Source organism: Sphingomonas sp. LaA6.9 (assembly GCF_022601895.1).
In the GTDB taxonomy this organism is placed as follows: Bacteria; Pseudomonadota; Alphaproteobacteria; order Sphingomonadales; family Sphingomonadaceae; genus Sphingobium_A.
The window spans coordinates 118,656-143,714 of sequence record NZ_JAKVIO010000003.1 but is presented as its reverse complement, the minus strand read 5'-3'; the positions used below and the strand labels follow the sequence as shown (position 1 = coordinate 143,714).

Genomic DNA, 25,059 nt, shown 5'->3' with positions numbered 1-25,059 from the left:
ATGCGACTGACCAACATCCATGCACTCGTCACGGGCGGCGGATCGGGCATAGGTGCCGCGATCGCGCGAGCGCTGGCGGCCGAAGGCGCAAGACTGACGCTGGTAGGCCGCCGTCGCGATATGCTGGAGGCGGTCGCGGGCGGCATCGCAGATGCATGCGTGGCGCCCGCCGACATCACCAGCCGCGAGCAGGTTGATGCGGCTTTTGCCGCAGCGCGCGCAGCACATGGCCCGATTGCGATCCTCATCAACAACGCCGGGGCGGCGCCGGCCGCGCCCTTCGCCAAGGTAACGTCCGAAAACTGGCGCAGCACGATGGCGATCAACCTCGATGCGCTGTTCCATTGCTGCCAGGCAGCCCTGCCCGACCTGATCGAGGCAGCGGCGGGACGCATCGTGACCGTCGCGTCCACCGCGGGGCTTAAGGGCTATGCCTATACCGCGCCCTATGTCGCGTCGAAGCACGGCGCGATCGGGCTGATGCGCGCGCTCGCCGCAGAGCTGGCACGCACCAATGTCACCGCCAATGCGGTGTGTCCCGGCTTTACGGACACCAATATCGTTGCCGATGCGGTGGCCAATATCCGCACCAGAACCGGGCGCAGCGCCGAAGAAGCGCGCGCCGAACTTGCGCGATTCAATCCCCAGCAACGCCTGATCGCGCCCGAGGAGGTGGCGAGCGCGGTGACCTGGCTCTGCCTGCCCGAAAACCAGTCGGTCACCGGTCAATCGATCGCGATCGCCGGCGGAGAGGTGACGTGACGATCCGCGAGAAGCACGACGGCGCAATGGGCGACCGGACCAGCATCAAGCTCTGGCTGCGGCTGCTGAGTTGCTCGACGGTGATGGAGAAGCGCATCAAGCGGCGCTTCGCCGACCGGCACGACGTCACGCTGCCGCGCTTCGACGTGATGGCGGCGCTCGACCGCAATCCCGAGGGGATGACTATGGGCCATCTTTCTCAGGCGCTGCTCGTTTCCAACGGCAATGTCACGGGCGTGGTGCAGGCGCTTCTGCGCGACAATTATGTGGTGATGGCGCCCTCGCCAACCGACGGACGCTCGACGATCGTGCGTCTCACGCCCGAGGGGCAGACGTGCTTCACCGGGCTGGCAAAGGCGCATCACGCGTGGGTGGAGGCGATGCTGGCCGGGATGGCGCGCGACGAACGCATCGCACTGTACGGGCTTCTCGGCGTGCTGAAACAGTCGCTGGCCGCGGATATCGGAGAGGAGAAATCATGAACCCCGCAACCTTCGCGCCCGAGCATTTCGGCTGGCAGTTCGCCGATGGCGTCGCCACCGTCACGCTCAACCGCCCCGAGCGAAAGAACCCGCTGACCTTCGAAAGCTATGCCGAGCTGCGCGATACCTTTCGCAACCTCGTCTATGTTCCGACGGTAAAGGCCGTGGTTCTGACAGGCGCGGGCGGCAATTTCAGCTCGGGCGGCGACGTGCACGAGATCATCGGCCCGCTGACCGAAATGGCGATGCCCGAACTGCTCGCCTTCACGCGGATGACAGGCGACCTTGTCAAGGCGATGCGCGGCTGTCCGCAGCCGATCATTGCCGCGCTTGACGGCATCTGCGTCGGCGCTGGCGCGATCATGGCGATGGCATCGGACATCCGTCTCGCCACGCCCGCGACCAAAACTGCGTTCCTCTTCACGCGCGTAGGGCTTGCAGGCTGCGACATGGGGGCCTGTGCGATCCTGCCACGCATCATCGGCCAGGGGCGTGCGTCCGACCTGCTCTATACGGGCCGGATGATGGGCGCCGAAGAGGGCGAACGCTGGGGATTCCACAACCGGCTGGTCGCCGCCGAGGATCTGCCCGGTGAAGCACTGACGCTGGCACGTTCGCTCGCGGCCGGTCCCACCTTCGCGCACGGGATCACCAAGACCCAGCTCAACACCGAATGGGCGGTCAGCCTCGAAACCGCGATCGAGATGGAGGCGCAGGCACAGGCGATCTGCATGGCGACCAAGGATTTCCGGCGCGCATTCGAAGCCTTTGCGGCCAAGCGCACGCCAGAATTCGCTGGCGACTGATGGCCGATCGCAGCTTCCTCGACTGGCCCTTCCTCGACGATGGGCACCGCCAGCTAGCCGATGCGCTCGAGGCATGGTGCGTGGATAATCTCACCCATGCGCATGGCGATGACGTCGATGCCGAATGCCGCGATCTGGTTCGCAGGCTCGGCGCGGGCGGCTGGCTGCGCTATTGTGTGCCCGCGGCCTATGGCGGCGTGCACGAGACGCTCGACGTCCGCTCGCTCGCGCTGATCCGCGAGACCTTGGCGCGACATTCGGGGCTCGCCGATTTCGCATTCGCAATGCAGGGACTGGGATCGGGCACGATCACGCTGTTCGGCACCGAAGCGCAGAAACGCGCCTATCTCCCGGCGGTGGGTCACGGCGAGAAAATCGCGGCGTTCGCGCTCACCGAACCCGCGTCGGGCTCGGACGTCGCTTCAATGGAAACGACCGCCGATCGTGCGGCCGACGGCTATGTCGTCAACGGTGCCAAGACCTATATCTCCAATGGCGGCATTGCCGATTATTATGTGCTCTTCGCGCGCACCGGAGAAGCGCCGGGCGCGCGCGGCGTATCCGCCTTCATCGTCGACGCCGACACGGCCGGCCTTGCGGTTACCGAACGGTTGCAGGTGATCGCGCCCCACCCGCTCGCCATGCTCACCTTCAGCGACATGGCACTTCCCGCTGACGCCCTGCTCGGCGAAGCGGGCAAGGGCTTCGGCGCCGCGATGGCGACGCTCGACATCTTCCGGACCACCGTCGGCGCGGCAGCACTCGGCTTTGCGCGCCGTGCGCTCGACGAAGCGACGGCGCGCGCGAAGATGCGCAAGCTGGGCAGCGGCACGCTCGCCGACAATGCTATCACCCAGTCGAAACTCGCCGAAATGGTGCTCGACGTCGAAACTTCTGCACTGCTTATCTATCGTGCCGGCTGGGTGCGCGACGTCCAGGGCAGGCGCAATACGCGCGAGGCCGCGCTCGCCAAACTCCATGCCACCGACGGCGCGCAAAGCGTGATCGACAAGGCCGTGCAGATGTTCGGTGGGCTTGGCGTCACCGTCGGCGTCCCCGTCGAGAATCTGTACCGCGAGGTGCGCGCGCTACGCATCTACGAAGGCGCGTCGGAAGTTCAGAAGGTGGTGATCGCGCGCCAGCATCTGGCCGACAGCGCGACCTGATGTTTCGTGTCGACCGTCCACTATTGCCCGAACGGCTTACCGAGGAATGCCAATGACACCCCATCGCGCCCTGCTCCCGCCCGGCTGGAAACGTCCCAAGGGTTATTCGAACGGGATATCCGCTACCGGACGCACGATCTACACCGCGGGCGTCGTCGGCTGGGACGAAAACGAACAGTTCCTGACAGACGATATCGCCGCCCAGTTCCGGCAGGTACTCGTCAACACGCTCGCCATCCTTGGCGAAGACGGCGCGGGCCCCGAACATATCGTCCGAATGACCTGGTACGTCACGAGCCGCGACGAGTATCTGGCAAGCCTTGCGGAGATCGGCGCCGCCTATCGCGAACTGATCGGAAAAAATTTTCCGGCCATGGCCGTCGTCGAGGTATCGGCGCTCGTTGAAGCGCGGGCAAAGATCGAGATCGAGACTATCGCGGTGGTGCCCGGCTGACCCGGACAGCGCGGCGCCACTTTTTATTGCGATCTCGTCACGAACACAGATTCACCTTGAATGGCAACCGGTTGGCAACGAAGGTTGGCCTAGGCAGCGCACGTCACGATCGCTGCCGGGCGACATCCGGAGAAGACCTGCCGGGGGCGGTGGTCATGGCGCGTGGGGATCAATTCGTCGCAGACATATGTTTCCAGATTTGAAACCGGAGCGTCGCGGCACTATTGCTCACGCGGGTTCGGTCGGCGAGTTGGGAAATATCGGTGCATTTCAAGGATTCGCGTTCGACTATGCCGCTCGAATCAACGCTCGATGAGATGCTGACGATTCTGCGTCGGCTCGAAGCCGGGGCACAGCCCGCCATCGAGCCCGACAATGACGACATAGGCGAGGAACCCGACGCCGCCCAACTGCTCCGCGTCGCCAAGACCGCGGTCCGGATGCGCGAGATCCAGCGCAAATATCTCCCCGCGAGCTATTTTGACGAACCTGCGCTGAATATCCTGCTCGACCTTTATGTCGCCGAGGCCGATGGGCGCACCGTCTATGTCAACGACGCCTGCATCGCGTCGCACACGCCCACCTCGACCGCACTGCGCTGGATCGCAATTCTCGTCCGCGATGGCTTTGCGGTCCGCACGCGCGATGCCACCGACGCGCGCCGTACAATATTGGCCGTAACGCCGCAGGGGCATCGGGCGCTTTCAGCCTTGCTTGGCCACTGGAACAGGATCTGACACGCCGCACGGCCAAGTTATTGCAGGTTCACTGAATTCCGGGTCATTTTCAGATCGGCAGCGATTTCTGAAAACACGCGGCCGTAACGTTAACGAATTGCGCCGCACCGCCGACGGAATTGTCGGGGCGTCGCACGACAATGGTTAACGAAACACCCACGAAATGAATCGATAAAGCTGTCAAATCGGCAGCGATTGGAATTTCGCGCTTCGCATCCTCCGGTTATCGATAACGGGAACGCTGGGGGGCGTCGTATGAGTGGGCTTGGCTTGTCCGGACATAGTCCGGAAAATATCGTCCAATCTGACATCGGTCGTCGATGACGGTCGCGTGGCAGCCACACCCTGGCGCAGGGCTTACGGTGGATTCGCTGTTGATCGGCGCGAGTGACGCCATTCTTTCGATCCGCGAACTCGTCCGGCAGGTTGCGCCGACCAACGCATCGGTACTCATCACCGGGCCATCGGGCAGCGGCAAGGAAATGGTCGCGCGCGCCATTCACGTCGAAAGCCGCCGCACTGCGGGGGATCTGGTCGCGGTCAACTGCGGCGCGATCCCGAGCGAGCTTCTGGAATCCGAACTGTTCGGCCACGAGCGTGGCTCGTTCACGGGCGCGGTGACGCAGATGCGCGGACGCTTCCAGGACGCCAATGGCGGCTCGCTCTTCCTCGACGAGATCGGCGACATGCCGGCAAACATGCAGGTGAAGCTGCTCCGCGTGATCGAGGAGCGCGCAATCACGCGCATCGGCGGACGTACGCCGATCCCGATCGACACGCGCATCATCTCGGCGACGCATCGCAATATCGAGGCTGCGATCGACAATGACAGCTTCCGCGAGGACCTGTTCTACCGGCTCGCGGTCTTTCCGATCCACCTGCCCGCACTGAACGAACGCCCCGAGGACATTGCGCCGCTGATCGCGCACTTCGTTGCGCTATCGACCGAACGGCGTCGGCCGCTTACGCTCTCGCACGGCGCGATGATGCGGCTTCAGGCCTATCGCTGGCCCGGCAATGTCCGCGAGCTCAGAAATTTCGTCGAGCGCGCGTCGATCGTCTTTCCCGGCAAGGAACTGTCGGCCGACGAGGTCGACATGCTGCTGACCCGTGGCCAGCCGCGCCGCCGCGTGGTCGAGCGCGACAAGGCGAGAGTGCCCGAGCCAGCCGAGGAGCCCACGCTGATGCAGGGCGAATTGCCACTCGCACCCGCGACGATCGGCCCGGGTCGCCCGGTGGATCTCAAGTCGCTGGTCGCCGAGTTCGAATATCGCCATATCGTCGAGGCGCTTCAGGCCTCGCGCGGCGTGGTCGCCGACGCCGCGCGCCTGCTTTCGCTCCAGCGCACTACGCTCATCGAGAAGATGCAGAAATACGGGGTCAGCCGCGTCACGAGCTGACCGCGGCGCCCTCGCTGATCGTATTCCAGGACTGCGCGATCTCGGCGATCATCGCTTCGGCCTCGGCCACGGGTGCGGTATCCTGTTCGCGCATCCCCTTGAGCAGCAGGCGGCGCGCCTCGCCATAGATTGCCGACAGACTGGTCGCGATCTGCCCGCCCGATTCGAAGTTCAGCGTATCGTTGAGCGATTGCAGGATCGACAGCGCGCGCGACAAGGCCTCCGACCGGCGATGCGGCTGGGTGCTTTTGCGCACCATGCCCATGGCGCGCAGCAGCTCCTCGAACAGGATCGAGACCAGCCCATGCGGCGAAGCGCTGGCGATACGCGCATTCAGGTCGATCTGGCCATATTGCGCCGAAGCGCCGCTGGGCCTTGCAGCCGCTCGAAACATCGTCTGGTCCTTCCTCTAGATCGCCGGCGGCGGTCAGTCGTTGCCGTTGGTCCACATCTTGATCTGCTGCTCGAGATAGGACTGCGTCGCCTTGTAGGAGGCAACGCGCGTGTCCATCGCCGTGAAATTGCGTACGAGCCGCTCGCGATAGGCGTCGGCACGCATCTCCATCGTCTCGCGGTCTCCCTCAATATCCTTGGACTCCGCCCTCAGGCGATCCTGGATCGAAGCCAGCGCGCCGTCCTTGTCACGCAGCGTGTCGCGCACTGCCTGCAGCACGCCGCCTAGCCCCTTGTCGGTGCTGCCCGTGGCCGTCGAAGGATTGAAGAAGCTCTCGATCGCCTCGGGATGCGCGAGTAGCGCCGCATCGAGCACCGATGTATCGACCTTCAGCGATCCGTCGCGCAGCGTGACTACGCCGATCTCGGCGAGCGTCTTGGGGCCGTCGCCGCTTCGCAGCGCGGTGGCAGTGATAGCCGCCAGCTGACGGCGCATGTCGCGTACCGCCGAGCTGCCACGCAGCGGCCCAGCCACGGTACCGTCAAGTCCGCCGGCACCGGCATCGTCGAGCATCGTCTCGAGTTCGTTATAGGCTGCGGCAAAATCGAGCACCGCCTGGCGGAGATCGTCGACGGGGCGTTCAGCGCCGATCGTCACGACCTGGCCCGGCGCCGCCTTTTTGAGATCGATCTTCACGCCGTCGAGTACGTCCGAGAAGGTATTGGTGTCGCGCCGGATCTCGACGCCATCGAGCTTCACGATCGCGTCACGCGCCTGCTGCGCGCAGGTCATCCCTCCGCTGGTGCCGTTCCAGCTATAGGCTGACAGCGCGGGATCCGCGCCGGCCTGCGGCTCAAGAGTAAAGGCGCTGGCTTCGCCATTGCCACCACGGATGACCAGCCGCGAGCCCAGGCTGTCCTTGACGACCGATGCTGAAACGCCCGCCTTGGCGTTGTTGATCGCGGCGGCGAGGCCGTTCAGGCTGTCGTTGGTCGAGTCGATCTTTACGTTGAAGCTACCCTTGCCTGTGGTCAGGATCAGCGTTCCTTGCCCCACGGGCGCGGTCGGATCGGCGACATGCGCGGACGCTAGCGACTGCGCTGTGGCGATCTGCACCACCTCGATCTGGGCCGAGAGCCCGCCGAGCGAATAGCCCGCCTTGGCGCTGACGCCCACGATGCTTGCATCCGATGTCGTCGGCTGGGTGAACAGCGAACCGCCGGCGATAAGCGCCTTGAGCGAGCTGGCGAAGCTGTCAATCGCTCCTGCAAGACTGCCGATTGTCGAGATCTGCGCGGAATTGGCTGTCTCGCGTGCCTTGATCCGCGCCTCCTGCGGGCCGCGCTGGGCGGCCGCGAGATCCTCGATCAGCTGCGCGGTGTCAAAACCCGCACCCAGACCCATGCTTGACGTGATTGAGGTGACCATTGCGCTATCCTGTTGCTCATCAGGGATAACGGCAGAGTCGGCGCGCACTTAAATCAGGGCAGATCGACGATGTGAAGCGTGCAGGCGATTCCTTCGGGCACATCACCCGGCCGACACGGGCGCTGAACGACCACCGGCATGTCGCGCTGTTGTTCCTGCCGCCCGTCTCCGGGCCGGGGCACCGTGATGCGCGCCGCCTCGCGTATCTCCGCGCTCACCTTTGCGGTGCTGCGCGCCCGTCCGTCGCTGACAGTCCCCGTCGGTGCAGAGAGCGGCACCGCGCTTGCTGCGGACAGGGCGAGCCCCGGCACGAGCCACGGCGCGCAAATTTCACTCAGGCGCGCGGAACGCGGTCGCTCAGCCATAGCTTCTCCCCATGGGCATCGGCCCGATCAGGAGAAACGGCGCGCAAGGCGCCAGCTTAAGTCTGGATTCGTCCGTCCTCGTCGAAACGCGCGTTTTCGGGCACGTCGACATCGGGCTGCGCGATGCCCTGTGCCATCGCGGCGTCGAGGTTGAAGACAAAGGCAAGGACAGTCGCAACCGCAATATACAAATCCTCACGGACGGCATGTCCGGTTTGAACCGTATAATAGATGGCGCGCGTCAGCTGCGGGTACGACAGCACGGGAATCTTGCTTTCACCCGCCAGTTCCCGGATCGCAGCCGCCGTTGCGCCACGCCCGCGCGCGACCACAACGGGCGCCGCATCATATCCCGGGCGATAGCGCAGCGCGACCGCGAAATGCGTGGGATTTGTGAGTACTACCGTTGCTTCCGATACCGCCTTGCGCGCCGATCCGCGCAGCACCTCGTGCTGCTTGCGGCGGATCGCCGCCTTGAGTTCGGGCGAACCTTCGGTCTGCTTGTGCTCGTCCTTGACCTCCTGCTTGGTCATGCGCAGCCGCTGCAGCCGCTGGAAGAGTTGCGCGGGAACATCGACGAGCGCGATCAGCGCGAGCATCCCCGCCATCACCACCACCGCGACGATGAAGATACCACCAAGATCGCCAATCGCGGCGCGCACGTCCTGGCTGCCGAGCCCCACCATCTGGCCTGCATAGCTGGTGAGCAGCCACCAGCCCGCCCACCCCATCAGTACGACCTTGGCGAGCGACTTGACCAGTTCGATCAGGCCGTTGACCCCGAAGATGCGCTTGATGCCGCTTATCGGATTGAGTTTTTCGCCCTTGAACCCAAATGCCTTCGCGCGAAATCCCAGCGAGCCGAGCAGCGCGGGCGCGGCAATCGTCGCCAGAAAGGCGATCCCCATCAGCGCGCCCAGCGGCAGCAAAACGATCGCGATCAGATCGACGAAGCGCGACCAGGGATCGAAATTGCGGACATCACCATTGTCGAAACGCAGCGATGCGGCGAGCATTTCGCCCAGAGCGTCCATGATCCACGGGCCAGCGAGCACGATCCACGCCGCGCCCGCCCAGATGACGAGCGCCGTGCCGAGTTCTCGTGACTGGAGAACGTCGCCCTTTTCCATCGCGTCCCTGCGGCGCTTGGGCGTCGGATCTTCGGTCTTCTGGTCGTTGTCGGGCGTGTCCGCCATATCTCAGCGTCCCGCCAGTTGCCGTGCCATCGCAAGTCCGTTCTGGAGCGAGAGCGTGATCGCCTCCCCCATCACAGGCACCGCCATCGCCATCAGCACGAGGCCCGCGAGCAGTGCGGCGGGGAGGCCCACCGCGAACAGGTTGAGCGAGGGCGCGGAGCGCGCGAGCATGGCCATGACGAGCTGGACGATGACGAGCGCGAAACCGACGGGGAGCGCGACTGCGAGCCCGGCGGCGAACAGCTCGCCGCCGAACAGGACGAGCCCATTGATCGCGTCGGCCGACATGAAGGCGTCGCCCGGTGGGAGCGCCCGATAGCTCTCGACGATGATGGTGGCGAGCATCAGATGTCCGCCGATCGCGAGGAAGAGAAAGGTGGTGAGAAGCGACAGGAACTGCCCAAGCGCGGGCGACGACTGGCCGCTGGCGGGATCGACCATGCCGGCAAAACCGAGCCCCATGACGTTGCCGATCGTCTCACCCGCCAGCATCGCGGCGGCAAAGCCGATCTGCACCGCGAAGCCAATGGCGAGCCCGGCAAGCACTTCGCCCAAGACCAGCATGAAGCCCGCGATCGTCACCAGCCCGCCTTCTGGAAGGACTACCGGATTGGCCTGAAGCGCGGCCATGCCGAGCGCCAGCGAGACGACCATACGTAGCTGGAGGGGCACATAGGGCGCACCGAAGACGGGGGCGACAAGGAAGGCTGCTCCGGGTCGGATCATCGCGACGAGCCACACCCAGAGCTGCGCCTCGAGCCCCACAAATCCCTGTGGCATCAGCGCACGAGGTCCGGGATCCGCGCGAAGATCTCGCGCGTGAAATCGGCGATCAGCAGCAGGATCGACCCGCCGAAGATGGCAAGCGCGATCGCCACGATGATCAGCTTGGGCACGAAACTCAGCGTCGCCTCGTTGATCGAGGTCGCGGCCTGGATCATGCCGAGGATCAGGCCCGCGACGAGCGCAGGGATCAGGATCGGCGCGCTGGCGAGCGCGAGGATCCACAGCGCCTGTTGCGCGATCCCGATGAAATAGTCCGCGTCCGCCATCCCGCTAGCTCGCGAACGATCCGGCGAGCGACCCCATGGTCAGCGCCCAGCCGTCGACGAGCACGAAAAGCAGCAGTTTGAATGGCATAGATATGATCGTCGGAGACAGCATCATCATGCCCAGCGCCATCAGCGTACTGGCGACGACAAGGTCGATGATGAGGAAGGGCAGGAATATCAGGAAGCCGATCTGAAAGGCGGTCTTGAGCTCGCTCGTCACGAAGGCGGGGAGCAGGATCGAAAAGGGCACGTCGGCGGGTGACGCGAATTTGGGTGCCTCGGCCAGATCGGCAAAAAGCTTGAGATCGGTTTCACGCGTCTGCTTGATCATGAAGCCGTGGAGCACGGTGCCCGTGCGCTTGACCGCTTCCTCGATGCTGATCTGCCCGTCGCCATAGGGCGTATAGGCGGTCGCGTTGATCTGGTCGATCGCGGGGCGCATCACGAAGATCGAAAGGAAGAGCGCGAGCCCGACCAGCACCTGGTTGGGCGGGGTCTGCTGGAGACCGAGCGCCTGGCGCAGGATCGAGAGCACGATGATGATGCGCGTGAAGCTCGTCATCATCAGGATGAGCGACGGCAGCACCGTCAACAGACTCATCAGGACGAGGATCTGGAGCGACAGCGAAAGCGGGCGTCCGTCGCCCGCGATGGTGGTCACTGCGCGGTCGAGCGCGCCGGGCTGGGCGAAGGCAGGAGCCGCCACCAGCAGTCCCGCGCCGAGCACGAGCGCCGCCGCAAGAACGCGTTTACGCATCCGTCGACTCCGGCGCCTTGCTGTCGGCGAGCAGTTCGATCCGCCCGCGCGCGACCGAGACGAGCAGGTGGCGGTCGGCAAATTCCACGACCGCGAGCCGCCCCGTGGCCCCCATGGGCAGCACGTCGACGAGCCGCACCAGCTTTTCGCGCTTGCCGATCGCCATGTCGGGACCGACGCGGCGCCATAGCCACAGCGCGCCATAAGCAAGCCCCGCGACGAGCGGGAGGAGGATCAGCAGGCGCAGGATATAGGCGGTCATCATGTGCGGCGCTCGATCCCCGCCATGCGCGCGTCGCGCGCCACGACATCGACGACGCGGATGCCGAAGCGGCCATTGACCTGCACCACCTCGCCCTTGGCGATCAGCGTGCCGTTGACCATGATGTCGAGCAGTTCGTTCGACTGGCGGTTGAGTTCGACGACGCTGCCCTCGGCAAGCTCGAGCAGTTCGGCAAGCGGCAGCGAGGTGCTGCCCACTTCGACGGACAGGCGCAGCGGTACATCTGCCAGCAGGCGGAAATTGGCGCTGGTCGGGCCGATCTGGCTTTCAACCTGCGCTGGGGCTTCGGTCATGTCGCTCATTCAAATGCACCTTTCTCGATATGGTCGATCATCAGCGCGGCATGGCCGTCCTTTTCGCCGATGGTGCCCATCGCCAGCCGCTTGCGCGCGACGATGAGCGGAACGCGTGGGGGAAGCACCACGGGGATGATGTCGCCGGGCTTCATTTCGAGCACCTCGGCAAGCGTGAGCTCGGGGCGCGCGAGCACCGAGCGGACGGGCAGGCGGACCTGCTGCAAGGCATAGGCCATGCGCGCGCGCCACATCTCGTCGGCGGGGCCGGCATCGTCATGGACGCGCGCGGTAAGCTGTGAATCGAGCATCCTGAGCGCCACGACGGGATAGACGATGCTGATCGTTGCGGGCTTGCCCTGTGCGGGGGTCAGCACAAGGCGCTGCACCGCCACGCTCTCGCCGGGGCGAAAGATATTGGCATAGGCGATGTTGGTCTCGCGCGAGGCGAGTGTCGGCGCGAGCGTCGCCACCTCGGTCCACGCCTCGCCCAGCCGATCGATCACGCCATCGGCGAAGCGCGCGATCAGGCGTTCTTCGGACTGGGTGAATTCGCGCGCGCGGCCGGGGCGGATCTCGCCCGAGCCACCATAGAATATGTCGACCGCGCGAGCGACGAAATCGGGCTCCAGAATGACGAGCATCGCCCCCTTGAGCGGGCGCAGCCGATAAAGGCTGAGGCTCAGGAAATCGGGCAGTGTGGCCTGCCATTCCTCGAAGCTGCGAATCTCGACCGGGGCGGCCACCACCTGCGTCCGGCTCTGAGTCAGTGGCTCGACCAGCGGACGGATGCGCCGCGCCAGCCGCTCGCCGATCCGCTCAAGCCCGCCAATCCATGCGGTCGAACGCTCGTCGCTCGCGCCGAAGGCATGCGAAGTCGCACCCTCCGCGCCGACCTCGGGCACCTCGATCACGGTCGCCTCGGCGGCGGATTTCCTGGCCTTGCTCATTGAATGACAAAGCTCGTGAAATAGACGTCGTCGACGCCGCCAAAGCCTTCCTTTTCCTGGAGGACGCGGTTGACGGTGTCCTTCAGCGCCTTTTGCAGCTGCTTCTTGCCCGCAGGCGTCGCGATCACATCGACCGACTGGTCGGCGAGCGTCATCAGCACCGCCGAACGGATCGGCACCTCGTGCCGCTTGATATTGTCGAGCACGCGGCTGTCATAATAGGTCGCCACGCCCAGCGAGAGCTGCATGAAGCCGTCCGCATCGGCAAGGTTCGAGGTGAAGTTCTTTTCGATTTCGAAATAGGTGGCCTCAGGGCCGCCATCCGCGCGCATGACGAGCTTGGGCTTGTCGGCGTACGAATCCTCGGCTTTGGCGCCGCCGATCAACCCCGCCTGCGACGCGTAGATCGCGCCGCCCGCACCGCCGCCGACCAGAGCGATCGCTCCCAGCGCAATGACGATAATCTTCTTCATGCCGCCCTTCTTCCTGGGTGCCGTATCGGCAGCGTCCTTGCTCATGGTCCTGTTTCCTTTCAGGCGAAGCGCTCGACACCCGCGCGGCGACCGGGAATGGCCGCGGCACTGGCGTCTGGGGATTCGCCCCGGGTGATGACGACGGGCTGTTGCGCGGTGTTGCCGCGTCCGGCGCCCTGCTGGTTCTGGCTGTTCAGATCGACATGCGTTTCCGCGATGCGCATGCCATGCGCGCGCGCCTCGTTCATGAGCCGGTGCTGCGCATCGGCGATCACCTGGCGTGCGCCCTCGGTCTCGGTGCCAAAGCGCAGCGACACACCCTCGGCGCGCTGTTCGACCTCGACATGGAGCGACCCGAGATGTTCGGGATTGAGCTGGAACTTCAGCCGCCCCTCGGAGCCCGAAAGCTGGGCGAGATCGCGGGCCAGCCGGTCGATCATCGCGGACTCGTCGGCGATATCGAGCCGTGCCGCCATCGCCTGCTCACCAAGCTGCCGTGCGGTATCGGGGGCGGCATCGGCGAGGCGCGTTGCATCAACACCCATGGGTGTCGTGACGGGGGGCAGGAGCGGGGCGGTAGGTACATCGGGCTGAACAATGGCTCCCACGGGATCGCTCGCGGCCGGGATCGTCACCAACTCATCCCCAGCGAAACCGGAGGGCGGGGCCGCGTTGCCATCGGCACGCGGTGCAAGGCCTGTCGGCAGCGTGCGCGGCGCGACCGGCTCCATCCTGGCAAGTGCGGCAACCAGCGCGTCCGGCCCGGGAGGCTGATCAATGGCGACAGCATCCGCGAAGGGAGCGGCCAAGGGCGTGATCTGGCTCGTCGTCACCTTCTGCCCGGACACAGCATCGCCGCGTTGTGCCAGGAATGCGCGCGCGACGACGATCGGGCTCGTATTCGAAACGCCGATGGTTATCGGGGGCGCCACGAAGGGTGGTTCCGCGGCGGTGTCAGCGCCCTGGCTACCCGCTTGCGCGGCGCCCTCGGAACCCTCGTCTTCAACCGGTTCAGAAGCCTCGCCCATATCCGGTACGACGATCGACTCAACGGGTGCGGGCATCAGGGTCGCGGCATCGATCGGCGCCGCGATCGCGGCCGTCCCCGCATCGAGAGTCGCGAGGATTTCGGTGAATCCCGTGTCGGGCGCAGCTTCCTGCGTTGTCACAATGCCCGGCTGGAGCGTCAGCCCGGCTTCGAGGTTCAGTCCGCCCGGGACCATCATCATGAGTCTCCCCCATCGAGGCGCGGACGACGCCGCACCGGGACATTGCCCTTGCGTTCGAGATATTCAGCGAGCGCGGTGCGCGCGCGCTGATCGAGCCTTTCGGCGCTTTCCTGCCTGATACGCGCCTCGATACGCCGCGCTGCGCGCTCGAGCGCGGTAGCTCTTGCGCCGACGATCGCGTCGGTCAGCCCGTCGCGCGCCGCGCGCAGCCGCTGCGCCAGTTCGCCGGCATTGGCCAATATCCGGCCCGTCGCTTCGCCGGGCGTGGCGTCGAGATCGCTTGCAAGACGGATCAGGTGCCCCGCCTGCCCTTCCAGCGTCAGCACGCGGTTCTCCGCCATCTGCGCGTGCGCAGATGCCTGGAGATGCTGCGCGCGACGGACGCGCGCGATGCGCGCACGGCGTTTTACGACCTGCTTCATGGCGCGAACCCTTCGACCAGATCGGCTTCGGCCGAAGCAAAGTCGACGCGTTCCTTCTGCCCCTGCGTCAGGAACCCGAGAATCTCGCGCCGGCGCATGATCGCCTCGTCGATCGCGGGATCGCTGCCTTCCTTGTACGCGCCCATCAGCACGAGGTCGCGATTTTCCTCATAGACCGACCACAGCCGGCGGAACGCCGATGCCGCCGCGCGATGCTCGTCGGACACGATATCGGCCATCACGCGGCTGAGCGAACGGCCGATGTCGAGCGCGGGGAATACCCCCTGTTCGGCGAGCGAGCGCGAGAGCACGAAATGCCCGTCGACGATCGCGCGCGCGGTATCGACGATCGGATCGTCGAGATCGTCGCCATCGGCAAGGACGGTATAGACCGAGGTGATCGACCCGCCGGTGCGCGCATCGACCCCCGCGCGCTCGACGAGCCGGGGGATTAGCGCGAGCGCCGAGGGCGGATAGCCCTTCATCGTCGGCGGCTCTCCCAGCGAAAGCCCGATCTCGCGCTGCGCATGCGCGACGCGCGTCAGGCTGTCGATCATCAACAGAACCTTGAGCCCCTGCGCGCGGAAATATTCGGCAATCGCGGTCGCGCGCATCGCGGCGCGCAGGCGCAATACCGGGGGATGATCTGCGGGAACCGCGACCACGATACTCTTGCGGCGTATCGCGCCTGACAGCTTGGTTTCAAGAAAATCGGTGACTTCGCGGCTGCGCTCGCCGACGAGGCCGACAACGATGACATCGGCCTCTGCGCCCGCGATCATCTGCCCCATCAGCACCGACTTGCCGACGCCAGAGCCAGCGATGAGCGCGATGCGCTGGCCGACGCCCGCCGTGAGCAACGCGTTGATGCTGCGCACGCCCATGTCGAAGGCTTGCGTGACGCGGGCACGGTTGAGCGGATTGCCCATGCGCCCGGCAAGCGGCCAGCGATGCGTCGCCCCGACGGGTCCGAGCCCGTCGAGCGGATCGCCGAATGCGTCGACGACGCGGCCGAGCAGCGCCTCGCCCACCTGCGCGGAGCCGCCCAGTCCGTCGGGCTCGACGCGCGCGCCGCAGACATGCGAACGGTCGCTGTCGAGCGCCATCAGCAAGGTACGATCGCCGCGGAAGCCGACGACCTCGGCGCGCACGGGCTCGCCATCGGCGTCAATGATCCGCGCTGCCGATCCGATCGGCTGACCGAATCCGGTCGCCTCCAGCATCAGCCCGTCGAAGGCGACGAGCCGCCCCACGCGGCGCGGGCCGAGCGAAGCGACGTCGATGCCGTCGAGCAGCCGTCCGGCCTGAAGGGCGAGCGCTCCGGTCATTGCGGAACGCTCATCCTGTCGAGCGCCTGCCGCAGTTTCTCGATGCCGACTTCGGGACCGTCCTCGATCCAGCCCGTCGCGGTCTCGACGATGACGCTTCCTGGTATGAGCGCGGGGTCGGCAACCAGATCGAGCTCAAGCCGGATATTGCCCAGCCGTGCGACATCGTCGGGGTGGAGCCGCATCCGCGCGGGCGCGGCCGCCTCGGCAATGATCCCCGCGACATGGTCGACACGCGTCTCCAGCATCGCGCGATCGATGACGACCTCGCCCACAATCTGGCGCACCAGCCGGTCGACGGTCTCCGCAAGCATCTCTGCGAGCATCTGCGGCGGTTCGGGGCGATATTGCTCCAGCGTCTCCACCAGGCGCGCGATCGCCTGACGTTCGGCAGCAACCTCCATCTCGACGGTGCGGCGCCCTTCGTTGAAGCCCTCGCTGAACGCGTCAGCCTGGAGCTGCACTGTGTCGACCAGCCCCGATTCCACGGACGCATCGGCGGCATCGGGCGCGGCGGCGGGTTCCGCATATTTGTCGTGCCAGGGCACGAAGCGCGGTTGCACGGACGGCGCGAATCCGGCGGGCGAAAAGCCCGCGCCGCGGCGCTCGACCGAGTTCCACAGGTCGGACGTGATGTCAGACATAGTCGTCGCCCTTTCCGGCCAGCATGATCGTGCCGGCTTCGGCAAGGCGGCGGGCGATGGTCAGCACCTCGCGCTGCGCTTCCTGTACTTCGGTGAGGCGCGTCGGGCCGCGATCGGCAATTTCGTCCTGGATCGTCTGCGCGGCGCGGCTCGACATGCAGCCGAGCATCTTTGCGCGCAGCTTCTCGTCGGCGCCCTTGAGCGCGAGCACAAGTGTATCGCTCTCCACCGAGCGGAGCAGCGTGCCAAGGCTCTTTTCCTCGACCTCCATCAGATTGTCGAAAACGAACATCTCGTCCTCGATGGCGCGCGCCAGCGTCTTGTCGACCTTGGTCAGCGTGCGGATGATGCGCTGGTCTGCGCCCGATTTGGTGTTGTTGAGCACCTTTGCCGCCTCGCTCGTGCCGCCGCGGCGCGTGGTGACGCCCTGCCCGGGGGTCGTCACCTGACGCAGCATGATGCGCTCAAGCTCCTCAAGCGCTTCGGCGGTGACAGGGCGCAGCGTCGCGACGCGGTAGACGACATCGGCCTGCTTATCTTCGTCCAGCAGCTGCAGCACCTCGGCCGCGACCGCGGGATCGAGATGCGCAATCGCAAGCGCCGCAATCTGGGGATGCTCGTTCTCCACAAGTGCCGCGATCGTCGAAGCGTCCATCCATTTGAGCGCATCGAGCGTCGCCGAGCGTTGCGGCGGCGTGATCCGCGCAAGCACCTTGTCCGCACGATCCGGACCAAGCGCGCGTTCCATCATGGAGCGGATCTGTTGATCGGCGGCAAAGCCGATCGTGGTGCGCTCGCGTGCGCGGCGAACGAACTGGTCGAGCACGCCGTTGACCTGCCCCTCGGTCACATCGGCAACGCCGAACATCGCGCCGCCCAGTTGCTTGACCTCTTCGGGTTCGAGCCTGCCGAGCACCTCGGCGGCCTCGGCCTCGTCGAGCAGCATGAGCAGGATGGCCGCGGCCTCCGAACCCTGGATATCGGCCGTTTCTGTCATCATTTCCTCAGGCATTGCGCGCCTCCGCCTGTGGCATGTCGGCACGGATCAGATCGCGCACGACGAGCGCCGCGCGCGCGGGATCCTGCCGGACGAAACTGCGGATCAGCTCGGCGCGCGCGGCATAGCCGGGCGCTGCTTCGATCATGTCGAGCGTGACCTGCGCCGACGGATCGGCGGCGGCGTGCGTGGCCAGTGCGGTGGCAAGCTCACCCTTGAGCGCCTGTTTGTTGACCTCTGCCATCCTGGCGCGCTCTGCGGAGGCCTCCGCGCGACGCTTGAGCAGCGGACGGCCAAGCCCGAAAATGAGCAGAGCGACAACCAGCAGCGCGGTCAGGTTGCGCGCGGTCGTGCTCACCCAGCTTGCCTCCCACCAGCTTGTCGCGGGCGCCTCGACGGGCGCGAAGCTGCGGGCGTTGATCGCGATCTGGTCGCCCCGCGCCTGATCGAAGCCGACCGCCCCTTTTACGAGCTGTTCGATCGCTGCGACCTCGGTCTTTGAGCGCGGCTTGGCGCCTTCGGGATTTTTAAGCGCCACCGCGACGGACAGGCGACGAACGCTGCCAACTGGCTGCTTTGTAACCGAAATCTCGCGACCGAGCTCGAAGGTGCGGTTGTAGTTCTCGGTGGTGCGATCGGGTCCGGGGGCGGGCGCGGCGCCCGCGGCCACGGGGGCAGCGATCGCGCCGCCGGGTGCTGCCTGGACCTGCGATGCGGGCGGCGGGGTGTTGGCGAGCGCACCGGGAATGCCCGATGCGCCCTCGGGCGCACCCTCCTTGGTCCAGCTCCCGCGCTCCTCGCGCACGGCCGCGATCTCGCGCGGGAAGCTCTCGCGCGTCGCCTGCACCTCGGCAAAATCGACATCGGCATGAACTTCGGTGGTGAAGTTGCCCGCACCGATGAGCGGGGTGAGCAGCGTCGTCAGCGCCTCGACATAGCGCCCCTCAATGCGCTGCTGGATATCGATCTGGCGGTCCGAAGCCTCCGATGCGGGATCGCCACCAGCCTTGGAAAGCAACCGGCCATTCTGGTCGATCACCGCGACGCCCTCCGGCGCGAGACCAGGCACCGACGAGCCGACAAGATGCGTGATCGCGCGGACCTGCCCCTCGGCGAGCGCGCGGCCGGGCTTCAGCTGAAGCATCACCGAGGCGGCGGGCTGAGCGCGATCGCGCAAGAACACGCTGGGCTGTTCCACCGCGAGGTGGATGCGCGCGGTTTGCACCGCATCGATCGCCTCGATCGTGCGCGCAAGATCGACCTCGCGCGCCGCGCGGAGCCGCTGATCCTCGACCGCGCGGCTGGCGCCCATGGGCAGGGACGAGATCATGGCGTCGCCATCGGGCGCGCTCTTGGGCAGACCTTGCGATGCCAGCAGCATCTTGGCCTGGTGATAATCGCCTTCGGACACGGTGAGCGCGCCGGTGGCATTGTCGATGTCATAAACGATGCCCGAGGATTTGAGCGCCTCCACGACCGCGGCCTTTTCGGTATCGGCCAGCCCGGTGAACAGATCGCGCTGCGGCGGCTGCGCGATCGCCATCCACGCAAGCGCGGCAAGGCCGATCACGCCCGCGATGATGATGCCGGGCATCGCCTTCTGCACTGCGGGCTGCGCGGTGAAGTCGCGCAGGCGGGTGAGCGCGGGGCCGAAGGGGCTGTTACCCGCGGCGCGCGGCGCAGCCATCGAACGGGCGGGGACGGTGCCGGTATCGGCCATGGGGACGAGCTCGCTCATGTCAGACCGGCATGCTCATGATGTCCTTGTACGCGGACAGCAGCTTGTTGCGGACCTGAAGCGTCGCCTGAAAGCCGAGCGACGCCTTTTCGCGCGCGAGCATCACGCTCGCGATGTCGGCGGTATCGCCGCGTTCATAGGCGTCGGTCGCCGCCGAGGACTTGCTCTGAAGCTCGTTGACCTCGTTGAGCGCGCCCTTGAGCGCACCCGCGAAATCGCTTTTGCCCGCTGCGCCGCCCGGCGCCACGCCCGCCGCCTTTTGCAGCGAGGCGTTCTGCTGGATGATCGCGTTTCGCATCGCGAGCACGCTGGCTGCATCCACCTTGGTCATTCCGTCGTCTCCACGTCAGGCCACCGCCCGCATTTCTGCGAGACGGTAACGAAGGGTACGTTCACTGATTCCAAGCTGCCGGGCCGCGCGGCCACGGTGACCACCCGCCGCGTCCAGCGCCTCGCGGACCGCGCGCTGCTGGATCTTGCGTGTGATATCGACCATCTGGCCGCTGGCGGCCGGCGCCGGTTCGGCGATGGCAGGAACAAGCGTCGGCACGCTCGCCCCGAAGGGAGAGCGCTCGATCGAAAGATCGCCCGCCTCGATCCGTTCGCCGTCGTGCAGCAGGATCGCACGCTGGATGACGTTTTCGAGCTCGCGGACATTGCCGGGCCAGCCATGCGCCATCAGCCGGTCGAGCGCGGCAGCGGTAGGCCAGGGAAAGGGCATGTCCCTGGGGGCGTGACGCACGAACAGCGCAGCCGCGATCGCGCGGATGTCGAGCCGGCGCGCATGGAGCGGCTTCAATGCCATCGGCACGACATTGAGACGCCAGTAGAGGTCGGCGCGGAAACGCCCTTCGGCAACCTCGACGGTCAGGTCGCGGTTGGCGGCTGCGATGACGCGGACATTGACGGGCACCGTCTGCGTCGCGCCGACGGGGAGCACCTCGCCCTCCTGCAGCACGCGCAACAGCTTGGCCTGAAGATTGAGGGGCAGCTCGGCGATCTCGTCAAGCAGCAGTGTACCGCCATCGGCGGCGCGGAACAGACCGTCATTGGCGCCTGCTGCGCCGGTGAAAGCGCCCTTCTGGTGACCGAAGAGCATCGCTTCCAGCATGGTGTCGGGGAGCGCAGCGCAGTTGACCGGCACGAACGGCGCGGTGGCGCGCGGCGAACTGGCATGGATGAAGCGCGACAGCCCTTCCTTGCCCGTACCCGTCTCGCCGAGGATGAGGACGGTCGCGTCGCTCGCGGCAACGCGCGCGGCAAGATCGAGGAAGCGCGCGGATTCGGGTTCGCCCGTCGCGGGACGACAGGCTGGGCGGACCAGTTCGGTCGCGAGCGCATGCCCGAACACCATGTCGGCAAAGCCGAAGCGCAGCCGCGCGGGGTGGCCATTGACCGAAGGGATGAAGAGGGGCGCACCATCCTCGAATTCGATCAGCACGTCCTGGACGGTCGCCTTGGCGATCTCGCTCGCGTGGAGGATGCGCGGCCCCTGCTTGCGGTCTGGGAAGTTGATCGCGGCCACGGCACACGGCATCCCCGCCGCCGTCATCCAGGCAGCGAGCGTCGGACTTGCTTCCGCGGCGCGGTCGCTGATCGCGATGGCCATGAACAAATACCCCCGAACGCGATGGTCCCTCGACCATCTTCCGGAGGTAATGCTGCAATAACCATGCCAGTCGTGAATCTACGCATTCAAAGGATAGCGCGCGTCCCCGCGGGAGTCCTGCTGACGGAAAGCCGACGCGCCAGCCGTCGGAAAGCCGACGAAAATTTATCGGCTTAAAGAGCTTTGCACCCCGCCGTTAATCGGATCGTGGCTGCCACGCTTCTTCGCCTGGCCGCCGGGATTAAAGAAGCGGGAAAGGAATTTTCGAATGACTGTCATCAACAGCAATGGTGCGGCTCTTCGCGCTCACAACAGCTCGCGCGTCGCCGACAAGAACCTCAGCACGGCGATGGAGCGCCTGTCGACCGGCAAGCGCATCAACTCCGCCAAGGACGACGCCGCCGGTCTCGCCATCGCCTCGCGCATGACCGCCGAGCTCAAAGGTCTTGGCGCCGCCATGCGCAACGCAAACGACGGCATCTCGCTGGCGCAGACCGCCGAAGGCGCGATGGGCGAGGTCTCCAACATGCTTCACCGCATGAAGGAACTTGCGGTCCAGTCGGCCAACGGCACACTGAGCGACGGCGACAAGGACAATCTCCAGGCCGAGTTCGCCGAGTTGATCGCGCAGATCGACGACGTTGCGGACCGCACGTCCTTCAACGGCGTTGCGCTGGCCGACGGCACCAACACCACCATTGCGATCCAGACAGGCACCAAGGCCGGCGAGACGCTCGACATCACTCTGGCCGATCTGACCTCCGCGACGCTGGCCGTTGACGGCGAAGACATCGGCTCGGCCGGTGACGCCGATGCAGCAATGACCGCGATCGACACCGCGATCGATACGGTGACGACAGCCCGTGCAACGCTGGGTGCGGTGCAGAACCGCCTCGACGCCACGGTCAACGTCCTGACCAGCCGTTCGACCAACCTGGAGGACTCGCGCTCGCGGATCGAAGACACCGACTTCTCGGTCGAGACCACCAACCTCGCCAAGTCGCAGATCCTCTCGCAGGCAGCGACCGCGATGCTCGCCCAGGCGAACCAGTCGGGCCAGAACGTGATGAGCCTGCTGCGTTAAGCACAAGCCTCATGGCTCCGCGGGAGAATGGTCCCTTCCGCGTGGCACCACCCCCGGCGCCTACCCCACATGGCGCCGGGGGTTTTCATTTGCCCTAGGAAAAAGGCCCCGCCGATTGGCGAGGCCTTTTCCTTTCAGCGCGTCCCAATGGATGCTGGTGCGCCGACGCTTAATTGCGACAGTTCGATTGCGCCTGGGGATCAGTCCCAGTCGGCGAGGTGCGCGCGCAGCTTGTCGAGCGCGGCCTTCTTGATCTGACAGACGCGCGCGCCAGAGACGCCGAGCACCTGCGCGATTTCCTCGAGGTTCAGTTCCTCGACAAAATAGAGCTGAAGGATCATCGCCTCGCGCTCGGGCAGCCCCTTGATACCGTGCTCGATCGCATCGCGCAGCGCCTCGCGCTCAAGCGCGTCGTCGGCGCGCTCCTCGACATCGGCGAACCACATCGAATGGTCCGAGTAGAGATCGTCCAGCGATTCATGGATGGTGGCTTCCGAACCGTCGACCACCGCGCGATAGGCCGCAGCGTCGAGTCCCATGGCCCCTGCCATTTCGCCCTCGTCGGCCCGGCGACCAAGCTGGTTTTCCAGCCTTGCGCGAACAGCCGCAAGCTCGCGCCTGCGCCCCATCGCCGAGCGACAGATGCTTGCCTGCGCGCGCAGCTTGTCGATCATCGCGCCGCGGATGCGCATCGAGGCATAGGTACCAAAGGCGTGGCCGCGATCCTCATAGGCATTGGCGGCCTCGACCAGCGCGACCATGCCGATCTGCGCAAGATCCTCGATGTCGATCGCCGAGGCGACGCGGCCATGGACGTGCCAGGCTATCTTGCGGACCAGCGGCATATGCGCGCGGATCAGCGCCTGCGCATCCTTCTGCGCGGGATTGCGCCCATAGACGGGAGAGGAAACCGCAAGGCTAGCGGACATGGCGCGTCTCCATCGCGTGCATTTCAGACATCATTGGACGGCCTCGCCGATCGCGACGTTGCGCGCATCGCGGCCGATCACCGCAACCACCTCGACGGGCTTGTCGTCGGGAATTTCGAGGAAGGAGATCACCGGCGTATCGGGCAGGTGCGGCCGCAGCAGCTTCGAGAGCGCGCGGCGCGCGAGCGGCGAGGTGACGATCGCGAATGAGCGCGCGGCCCCCACGAGCGGTGCGGCGGCCTGGGTGACCGATTCGATGATCCGCGTCGAGAGTGCGGGATCGAAGGGATGCGAGGCATTAGGCCCCGAGCGGATCGCCTGTGCGAGCAGCCCTTCGAGTTCGGCGTCGAGCGTGATGACGGGGAGCGGCATCTTTATGGGGACGATGCCTTGGATGATGATGGGGCCAATGCGGCTGCGGACATTTTCCTCGAGCATGGCCAGGTCGGGATTGTCGCGCATCGCATCGACCATCGCTTCGGCAATGCGGCGGAAGTCCTTGAGCGAGACGCCTTCCATGAGCAGCGCGCGACACATCGCGGTGATGTCGGCCAGCGACAACGGCTGCGGGGTCAGCCCGCCGACGAGTTGCGGCGCGCTTTCCTTCAGCGCCGCAAGCAGCTTTTCGGCTTCGTCGAGCCCGAACAGGTCGGCGGCATGATTGAGCACGAGCTGGTTGAGGTGTGTCGCGATGACGGTCGCGGGGTCGACAACGGTGTAGCCCGCGACGATCGCGTCGTTGCGCTGCTCGGCGCCGATCCAGAGCGCATCGAGACCGAAGGTGGGATCAGTGACGGCACGCCCCTCGATACGAAATTCGACATCGCCGCCATCGAGCGCGAGCAGATCCTCGGGCCAGATCTCGTCCTCGCCCATCACTGCCCCAGCCACGGTGATGCGGTAGCTGTTGGGCGCGAGCGAAAGATTGTCGCGCACGCGCACGAGCGGCACGACAAAGCCGAGTTCACGAGAAAGCTGGCGGCGGATGCCCGTGATGCGGCCCATCAGCGGAGCGCCCTTGCGCTCGTCGACCAGGCTGACCAGCCCATAGCCGATTTCGAGGCCGAGCGGCGCGGCATCGCTGACCTCGTCCCATTCGATCGCAGCTGGCTGCGGTGCGGCGGTCAATTCCTGGACCTGCGCGGCTTCGCCCTCAGCGTCGTCCTTACCCTTCAGCCGCCAGGCGATGAAAGCGCAGATCGCGGCCGCCGAGAGCATCATGAAATGCGGCATGCCGGGCACGACGCCGAGCAGCGCCAGGATCGCGGCGACGGGCACCCAGGCGCGACGGTCGCCGAACTGGCTCGTGATCTGGCCCGACAGGTCGAAGGGTGAAGACACCCGCGTGACGATCGCCGCCGCCGCAATCGAGAGCAGCAAGGCGGGCACCTGCGCCACCAGCGCATCGCCGATCGCGAGCAGAATATAGGTTTCGGCAGCCTGGCCGACCGAGAGCCCATGGCTGACCACGCCGAGCACAAGCCCGCCGAGGATGTTGATGACGAGAATGAGGACGCCCGCAACTGCATCGCCCTTCACGAACTTGGAGGCGCCGTCCATGGAGCCATAGAAATCGGCCTCGGTCGCGACTTCCTGACGACGCGCCTTGGCTTCGTCGGGGGTCAGCAGGCCAGCGTTGAGGTCGGCGTCGATCGCCATCTGCTTGCCGGGCAGCGCGTCGAGCGTGAAGCGCGCCGAAACTTCGGAGACGCGGCCTGCGCCCTTGGTGATGACCACCAGGTTGATGATCATCAGGATCGCGAAGACGAAGATGCCGACGGCATAGTCGCCGCCGATCAGGAAGCTGCCGAACGCCTCGATCACGTGGCCGGCAGCGTCGGGGCCTTCATGCCCGCTGACGAGCACCACGCGCGTCGAAGCGACGTTGAGCGACAGCCTCAGCAGCGTCGCGAACAGCAAAACTGTGGGAAAGGCGGAGAAATCAAGCGGCTTGGCGGCGTTCAATGCCACCATCAGCACCGCCAGCGAGATCACGATATTGGTGATGAAGCCGATGTCGAGGATCACCGCGGGGATCGGGACGACCATCAGGCCGACGATCAGCAATGTGGCGAGCGGGA

General features: G+C 65.9%; 29 protein-coding genes. 8 read left to right on the top strand and 21 right to left on the bottom strand.

What is annotated here, in order from left to right:
• The 7 genes from MKI88_RS02955 to MKI88_RS02925 all read left to right on the top strand — a co-directional run bounded on the left by MKI88_RS02955 (position 1) and on the right by MKI88_RS02925 (position 5,807).
• Entirely contained in the window at positions 1 to 762 is a 762-nt protein-coding gene (locus tag MKI88_RS02955; RefSeq protein ID WP_241629448.1) for an SDR family NAD(P)-dependent oxidoreductase, read from the top strand.
• Entirely contained in the window at positions 759 to 1,244 is a 486-nt protein-coding gene (locus MKI88_RS02950; RefSeq protein ID WP_241629446.1) for a MarR family winged helix-turn-helix transcriptional regulator, read from the top strand. Before MKI88_RS02955 ends, MKI88_RS02950 begins: the two co-directional genes overlap by 4 nt.
• Positions 1,241 to 2,050: an enoyl-CoA hydratase family protein gene (locus tag MKI88_RS02945; protein WP_241629444.1), complete on the top strand. Its 810-nt coding sequence runs from the start codon at positions 1,241 to 1,243 to the stop codon at positions 2,048 to 2,050. Before MKI88_RS02950 ends, MKI88_RS02945 begins: the two co-directional genes overlap by 4 nt.
• The gene (locus MKI88_RS02940; RefSeq protein ID WP_241629442.1) at positions 2,050 to 3,216 is read left to right on the top strand and encodes an acyl-CoA dehydrogenase family protein; all 1,167 of its coding nucleotides are present in this window, start codon (positions 2,050 to 2,052) and stop codon (positions 3,214 to 3,216) included. Before MKI88_RS02945 ends, MKI88_RS02940 begins: the two co-directional genes overlap by 1 nt.
• Positions 3,217 to 3,268: 52 nt before the next feature.
• Positions 3,269 to 3,670, top strand: coding sequence for a RidA family protein (locus MKI88_RS02935; RefSeq protein WP_241629440.1), 402 nt, complete (start codon positions 3,269 to 3,271; stop codon positions 3,668 to 3,670).
• 290 nt (positions 3,671 to 3,960) lie between these two features.
• On the top strand, positions 3,961 to 4,407 hold the full coding sequence (locus MKI88_RS02930; protein ID WP_241629438.1) for a MarR family winged helix-turn-helix transcriptional regulator: 447 nt from the start codon (positions 3,961 to 3,963) through the stop codon (positions 4,405 to 4,407).
• A 362-nt stretch (positions 4,408 to 4,769) separates the two neighbouring features.
• On the top strand, positions 4,770 to 5,807 hold the full coding sequence (locus MKI88_RS02925) for a sigma-54-dependent Fis family transcriptional regulator (RefSeq protein ID WP_241629436.1): 1,038 nt from the start codon (positions 4,770 to 4,772) through the stop codon (positions 5,805 to 5,807).
• Here MKI88_RS02925 and fliS read toward each other — a convergent pair.
• The 19 genes from fliS to MKI88_RS02830 are packed head-to-tail and all read right to left on the bottom strand — an operon-like array spanning position 5,797 to position 20,965.
• Positions 5,797 to 6,201 carry a flagellar export chaperone FliS gene (gene fliS / locus MKI88_RS02920; protein ID WP_241629434.1) on the bottom strand — a complete coding sequence of 135 codons (405 nt, stop codon included), beginning with the start codon at positions 6,199 to 6,201 and terminating at the stop codon, positions 5,797 to 5,799. The genes MKI88_RS02925 and fliS overlap by 11 nt on opposite strands.
• Positions 6,202 to 6,234: 33 nt before the next feature.
• Entirely contained in the window at positions 6,235 to 7,629 is a 1,395-nt protein-coding gene (gene fliD / locus MKI88_RS02915) for a flagellar filament capping protein FliD (RefSeq protein ID WP_241629431.1), read from the bottom strand.
• 53 nt (positions 7,630 to 7,682) lie between these two features.
• Entirely contained in the window at positions 7,683 to 7,994 is a 312-nt protein-coding gene (locus MKI88_RS02910) for a hypothetical protein (protein ID WP_241629430.1), read from the bottom strand.
• A gap of 56 nt (positions 7,995 to 8,050) precedes the next feature.
• Positions 8,051 to 9,190, bottom strand: coding sequence for a flagellar type III secretion system protein FlhB (gene flhB, locus MKI88_RS02905; protein WP_241629428.1), 1,140 nt, complete (start codon positions 9,188 to 9,190; stop codon positions 8,051 to 8,053).
• 3 nt (positions 9,191 to 9,193) lie between these two features.
• A complete protein-coding gene (gene fliR, locus MKI88_RS02900) occupies positions 9,194 to 9,973 on the bottom strand; it encodes a flagellar biosynthetic protein FliR (protein WP_241629497.1) in 780 nt (259 codons plus the stop codon).
• The gene (gene fliQ, locus MKI88_RS02895) at positions 9,970 to 10,242 is read right to left on the bottom strand and encodes a flagellar biosynthesis protein FliQ (protein WP_241629426.1); all 273 of its coding nucleotides are present in this window, start codon (positions 10,240 to 10,242) and stop codon (positions 9,970 to 9,972) included. The genes fliR and fliQ overlap by 4 nt, the downstream gene beginning before the upstream one ends.
• Before the next feature lie 4 nt (positions 10,243 to 10,246).
• Positions 10,247 to 10,999, bottom strand: coding sequence for a flagellar type III secretion system pore protein FliP (gene fliP / locus MKI88_RS02890; protein ID WP_241629423.1), 753 nt, complete (start codon positions 10,997 to 10,999; stop codon positions 10,247 to 10,249).
• Positions 10,992 to 11,264 (bottom strand): flagellar biosynthetic protein FliO, encoded by a 273-nt coding sequence (locus MKI88_RS02885; protein WP_241629421.1) that lies wholly within the window; start codon positions 11,262 to 11,264, stop codon positions 10,992 to 10,994. Before MKI88_RS02885 ends, fliP begins: the two co-directional genes overlap by 8 nt.
• Positions 11,261 to 11,584: a flagellar motor switch protein FliN gene (gene fliN, locus MKI88_RS02880; protein ID WP_241629419.1), complete on the bottom strand. Its 324-nt coding sequence runs from the start codon at positions 11,582 to 11,584 to the stop codon at positions 11,261 to 11,263. Before fliN ends, MKI88_RS02885 begins: the two co-directional genes overlap by 4 nt.
• Positions 11,581 to 12,525, bottom strand: coding sequence for a flagellar motor switch protein FliM (locus MKI88_RS02875; protein WP_241629417.1), 945 nt, complete (start codon positions 12,523 to 12,525; stop codon positions 11,581 to 11,583). Before MKI88_RS02875 ends, fliN begins: the two co-directional genes overlap by 4 nt.
• A complete protein-coding gene (gene fliL / locus MKI88_RS02870) occupies positions 12,522 to 13,043 on the bottom strand; it encodes a flagellar basal body-associated protein FliL (RefSeq protein WP_241629415.1) in 522 nt (173 codons plus the stop codon). Before fliL ends, MKI88_RS02875 begins: the two co-directional genes overlap by 4 nt.
• A 14-nt stretch (positions 13,044 to 13,057) precedes the next feature.
• Positions 13,058 to 14,227, bottom strand: coding sequence for a flagellar hook-length control protein FliK (locus tag MKI88_RS02865; RefSeq protein WP_241629412.1), 1,170 nt, complete (start codon positions 14,225 to 14,227; stop codon positions 13,058 to 13,060).
• Positions 14,224 to 14,649 carry a hypothetical protein gene (locus MKI88_RS02860; RefSeq protein WP_241629410.1) on the bottom strand — a complete coding sequence of 142 codons (426 nt, stop codon included), beginning with the start codon at positions 14,647 to 14,649 and terminating at the stop codon, positions 14,224 to 14,226. Before MKI88_RS02860 ends, MKI88_RS02865 begins: the two co-directional genes overlap by 4 nt.
• Positions 14,646 to 15,977, bottom strand: a complete 1,332-nt coding sequence (locus tag MKI88_RS02855; protein WP_241629408.1) for a FliI/YscN family ATPase — start codon at positions 15,975 to 15,977, stop codon at positions 14,646 to 14,648. Before MKI88_RS02855 ends, MKI88_RS02860 begins: the two co-directional genes overlap by 4 nt.
• Positions 15,974 to 16,621, bottom strand: coding sequence for a FliH/SctL family protein (locus MKI88_RS02850; protein ID WP_241629406.1), 648 nt, complete (start codon positions 16,619 to 16,621; stop codon positions 15,974 to 15,976). The genes MKI88_RS02855 and MKI88_RS02850 overlap by 4 nt, the downstream gene beginning before the upstream one ends.
• Complete coding sequence (fliG, locus tag MKI88_RS02845) at positions 16,614 to 17,633, bottom strand: flagellar motor switch protein FliG (protein ID WP_407073294.1); 1,020 nt, start codon at positions 17,631 to 17,633, stop codon at positions 16,614 to 16,616. The genes MKI88_RS02850 and fliG overlap by 8 nt, the downstream gene beginning before the upstream one ends.
• Positions 17,626 to 19,356 carry a flagellar basal-body MS-ring/collar protein FliF gene (gene fliF, locus MKI88_RS02840; protein WP_241629402.1) on the bottom strand — a complete coding sequence of 577 codons (1,731 nt, stop codon included), beginning with the start codon at positions 19,354 to 19,356 and terminating at the stop codon, positions 17,626 to 17,628. The genes fliG and fliF overlap by 8 nt, the downstream gene beginning before the upstream one ends.
• Before the next feature lies 1 nt (position 19,357).
• Entirely contained in the window at positions 19,358 to 19,687 is a 330-nt protein-coding gene (fliE, locus tag MKI88_RS02835; protein ID WP_241629400.1) for a flagellar hook-basal body complex protein FliE, read from the bottom strand.
• 15 nt (positions 19,688 to 19,702) lie between these two features.
• Positions 19,703 to 20,965, bottom strand: coding sequence for a sigma-54 interaction domain-containing protein (locus MKI88_RS02830; protein WP_407073293.1), 1,263 nt, complete (start codon positions 20,963 to 20,965; stop codon positions 19,703 to 19,705).
• Positions 20,966 to 21,233: 268 nt separating this feature from the next.
• Here MKI88_RS02830 and MKI88_RS02825 point away from each other — a divergent pair, with 268 nt between their 5' ends.
• Complete coding sequence (locus MKI88_RS02825) at positions 21,234 to 22,049, top strand: flagellin (protein ID WP_241629398.1); 816 nt, start codon at positions 21,234 to 21,236, stop codon at positions 22,047 to 22,049.
• 200 nt (positions 22,050 to 22,249) lie between these two features.
• On the opposite strand, the gene MKI88_RS02820 is transcribed toward MKI88_RS02825, so the two are convergent.
• Positions 22,250 to 22,978: a sigma-70 family RNA polymerase sigma factor gene (locus MKI88_RS02820; protein ID WP_241629396.1), complete on the bottom strand. Its 729-nt coding sequence runs from the start codon at positions 22,976 to 22,978 to the stop codon at positions 22,250 to 22,252.
• A 30-nt stretch (positions 22,979 to 23,008) separates the two neighbouring features.
• Positions 23,009 to 25,027: a flagellar biosynthesis protein FlhA gene (gene flhA / locus MKI88_RS02815; protein ID WP_407073297.1), complete on the bottom strand. Its 2,019-nt coding sequence runs from the start codon at positions 25,025 to 25,027 to the stop codon at positions 23,009 to 23,011.
• Between the last annotated feature and the right edge of the window lie 32 nt (positions 25,028 to 25,059).

Excerpts from the sequence above, each read along its gene's own strand:
- fliL (WP_241629415.1), bottom strand. The coding sequence starts at position 13,043 with ATGAGCAAGGACGCTGCCGATACGGCACCCAGGAAGAAGGGCGGCATG.
- flhB (WP_241629428.1), bottom strand. The coding sequence starts at position 9,190 with ATGGCGGACACGCCCGACAACGACCAGAAGACCGAAGATCCGACGCCC.
- fliD (WP_241629431.1), bottom strand. The coding sequence starts at position 7,629 with ATGGTCACCTCAATCACGTCAAGCATGGGTCTGGGTGCGGGTTTTGAC.
- MKI88_RS02930 (WP_241629438.1), top strand. The coding sequence starts at position 3,961 with ATGCCGCTCGAATCAACGCTCGATGAGATGCTGACGATTCTGCGTCGG.
- fliP (WP_241629423.1), bottom strand. The coding sequence starts at position 10,999 with ATGCGTAAACGCGTTCTTGCGGCGGCGCTCGTGCTCGGCGCGGGACTG.
- MKI88_RS02935 (WP_241629440.1), top strand. The coding sequence starts at position 3,269 with ATGACACCCCATCGCGCCCTGCTCCCGCCCGGCTGGAAACGTCCCAAG.
- MKI88_RS02820 (WP_241629396.1), bottom strand. The coding sequence starts at position 22,978 with ATGTCCGCTAGCCTTGCGGTTTCCTCTCCCGTCTATGGGCGCAATCCC.
- MKI88_RS02855 (WP_241629408.1), bottom strand. The coding sequence starts at position 15,977 with ATGACCGGAGCGCTCGCCCTTCAGGCCGGACGGCTGCTCGACGGCATC.
- MKI88_RS02940 (WP_241629442.1), top strand. The coding sequence starts at position 2,050 with ATGGCCGATCGCAGCTTCCTCGACTGGCCCTTCCTCGACGATGGGCAC.
- MKI88_RS02955 (WP_241629448.1), top strand. The coding sequence starts at position 1 with ATGCGACTGACCAACATCCATGCACTCGTCACGGGCGGCGGATCGGGC.
- fliN (WP_241629419.1), bottom strand. The coding sequence starts at position 11,584 with ATGAGCGACATGACCGAAGCCCCAGCGCAGGTTGAAAGCCAGATCGGC.
- fliS (WP_241629434.1), bottom strand. The coding sequence starts at position 6,201 with ATGTTTCGAGCGGCTGCAAGGCCCAGCGGCGCTTCGGCGCAATATGGC.
- fliQ (WP_241629426.1), bottom strand. The coding sequence starts at position 10,242 with ATGGCGGACGCGGACTATTTCATCGGGATCGCGCAACAGGCGCTGTGG.
- MKI88_RS02875 (WP_241629417.1), bottom strand. The coding sequence starts at position 12,525 with ATGAGCAAGGCCAGGAAATCCGCCGCCGAGGCGACCGTGATCGAGGTG.
- MKI88_RS02865 (WP_241629412.1), bottom strand. The coding sequence starts at position 14,227 with ATGATGATGGTCCCGGGCGGACTGAACCTCGAAGCCGGGCTGACGCTC.
- MKI88_RS02850 (WP_241629406.1), bottom strand. The coding sequence starts at position 16,621 with ATGTCTGACATCACGTCCGACCTGTGGAACTCGGTCGAGCGCCGCGGC.
- MKI88_RS02885 (WP_241629421.1), bottom strand. The coding sequence starts at position 11,264 with ATGATGACCGCCTATATCCTGCGCCTGCTGATCCTCCTCCCGCTCGTC.
- MKI88_RS02860 (WP_241629410.1), bottom strand. The coding sequence starts at position 14,649 with ATGAAGCAGGTCGTAAAACGCCGTGCGCGCATCGCGCGCGTCCGTCGC.
- flhA (WP_407073297.1), bottom strand. The coding sequence starts at position 25,027 with ATGGTCGTCCCGATCCCCGCGGTGATCCTCGACATCGGCTTCATCACC.
- MKI88_RS02825 (WP_241629398.1), top strand. The coding sequence starts at position 21,234 with ATGACTGTCATCAACAGCAATGGTGCGGCTCTTCGCGCTCACAACAGC.
- MKI88_RS02945 (WP_241629444.1), top strand. The coding sequence starts at position 1,241 with ATGAACCCCGCAACCTTCGCGCCCGAGCATTTCGGCTGGCAGTTCGCC.
- MKI88_RS02910 (WP_241629430.1), bottom strand. The coding sequence starts at position 7,994 with ATGGCTGAGCGACCGCGTTCCGCGCGCCTGAGTGAAATTTGCGCGCCG.
- MKI88_RS02830 (WP_407073293.1), bottom strand. The coding sequence starts at position 20,965 with ATGGCCATCGCGATCAGCGACCGCGCCGCGGAAGCAAGTCCGACGCTC.
- fliE (WP_241629400.1), bottom strand. The coding sequence starts at position 19,687 with ATGACCAAGGTGGATGCAGCCAGCGTGCTCGCGATGCGAAACGCGATC.
- fliG (WP_407073294.1), bottom strand. The coding sequence starts at position 17,633 with ATGCCTGAGGAAATGATGACAGAAACGGCCGATATCCAGGGTTCGGAG.
- fliF (WP_241629402.1), bottom strand. The coding sequence starts at position 19,356 with ATGAGCGAGCTCGTCCCCATGGCCGATACCGGCACCGTCCCCGCCCGT.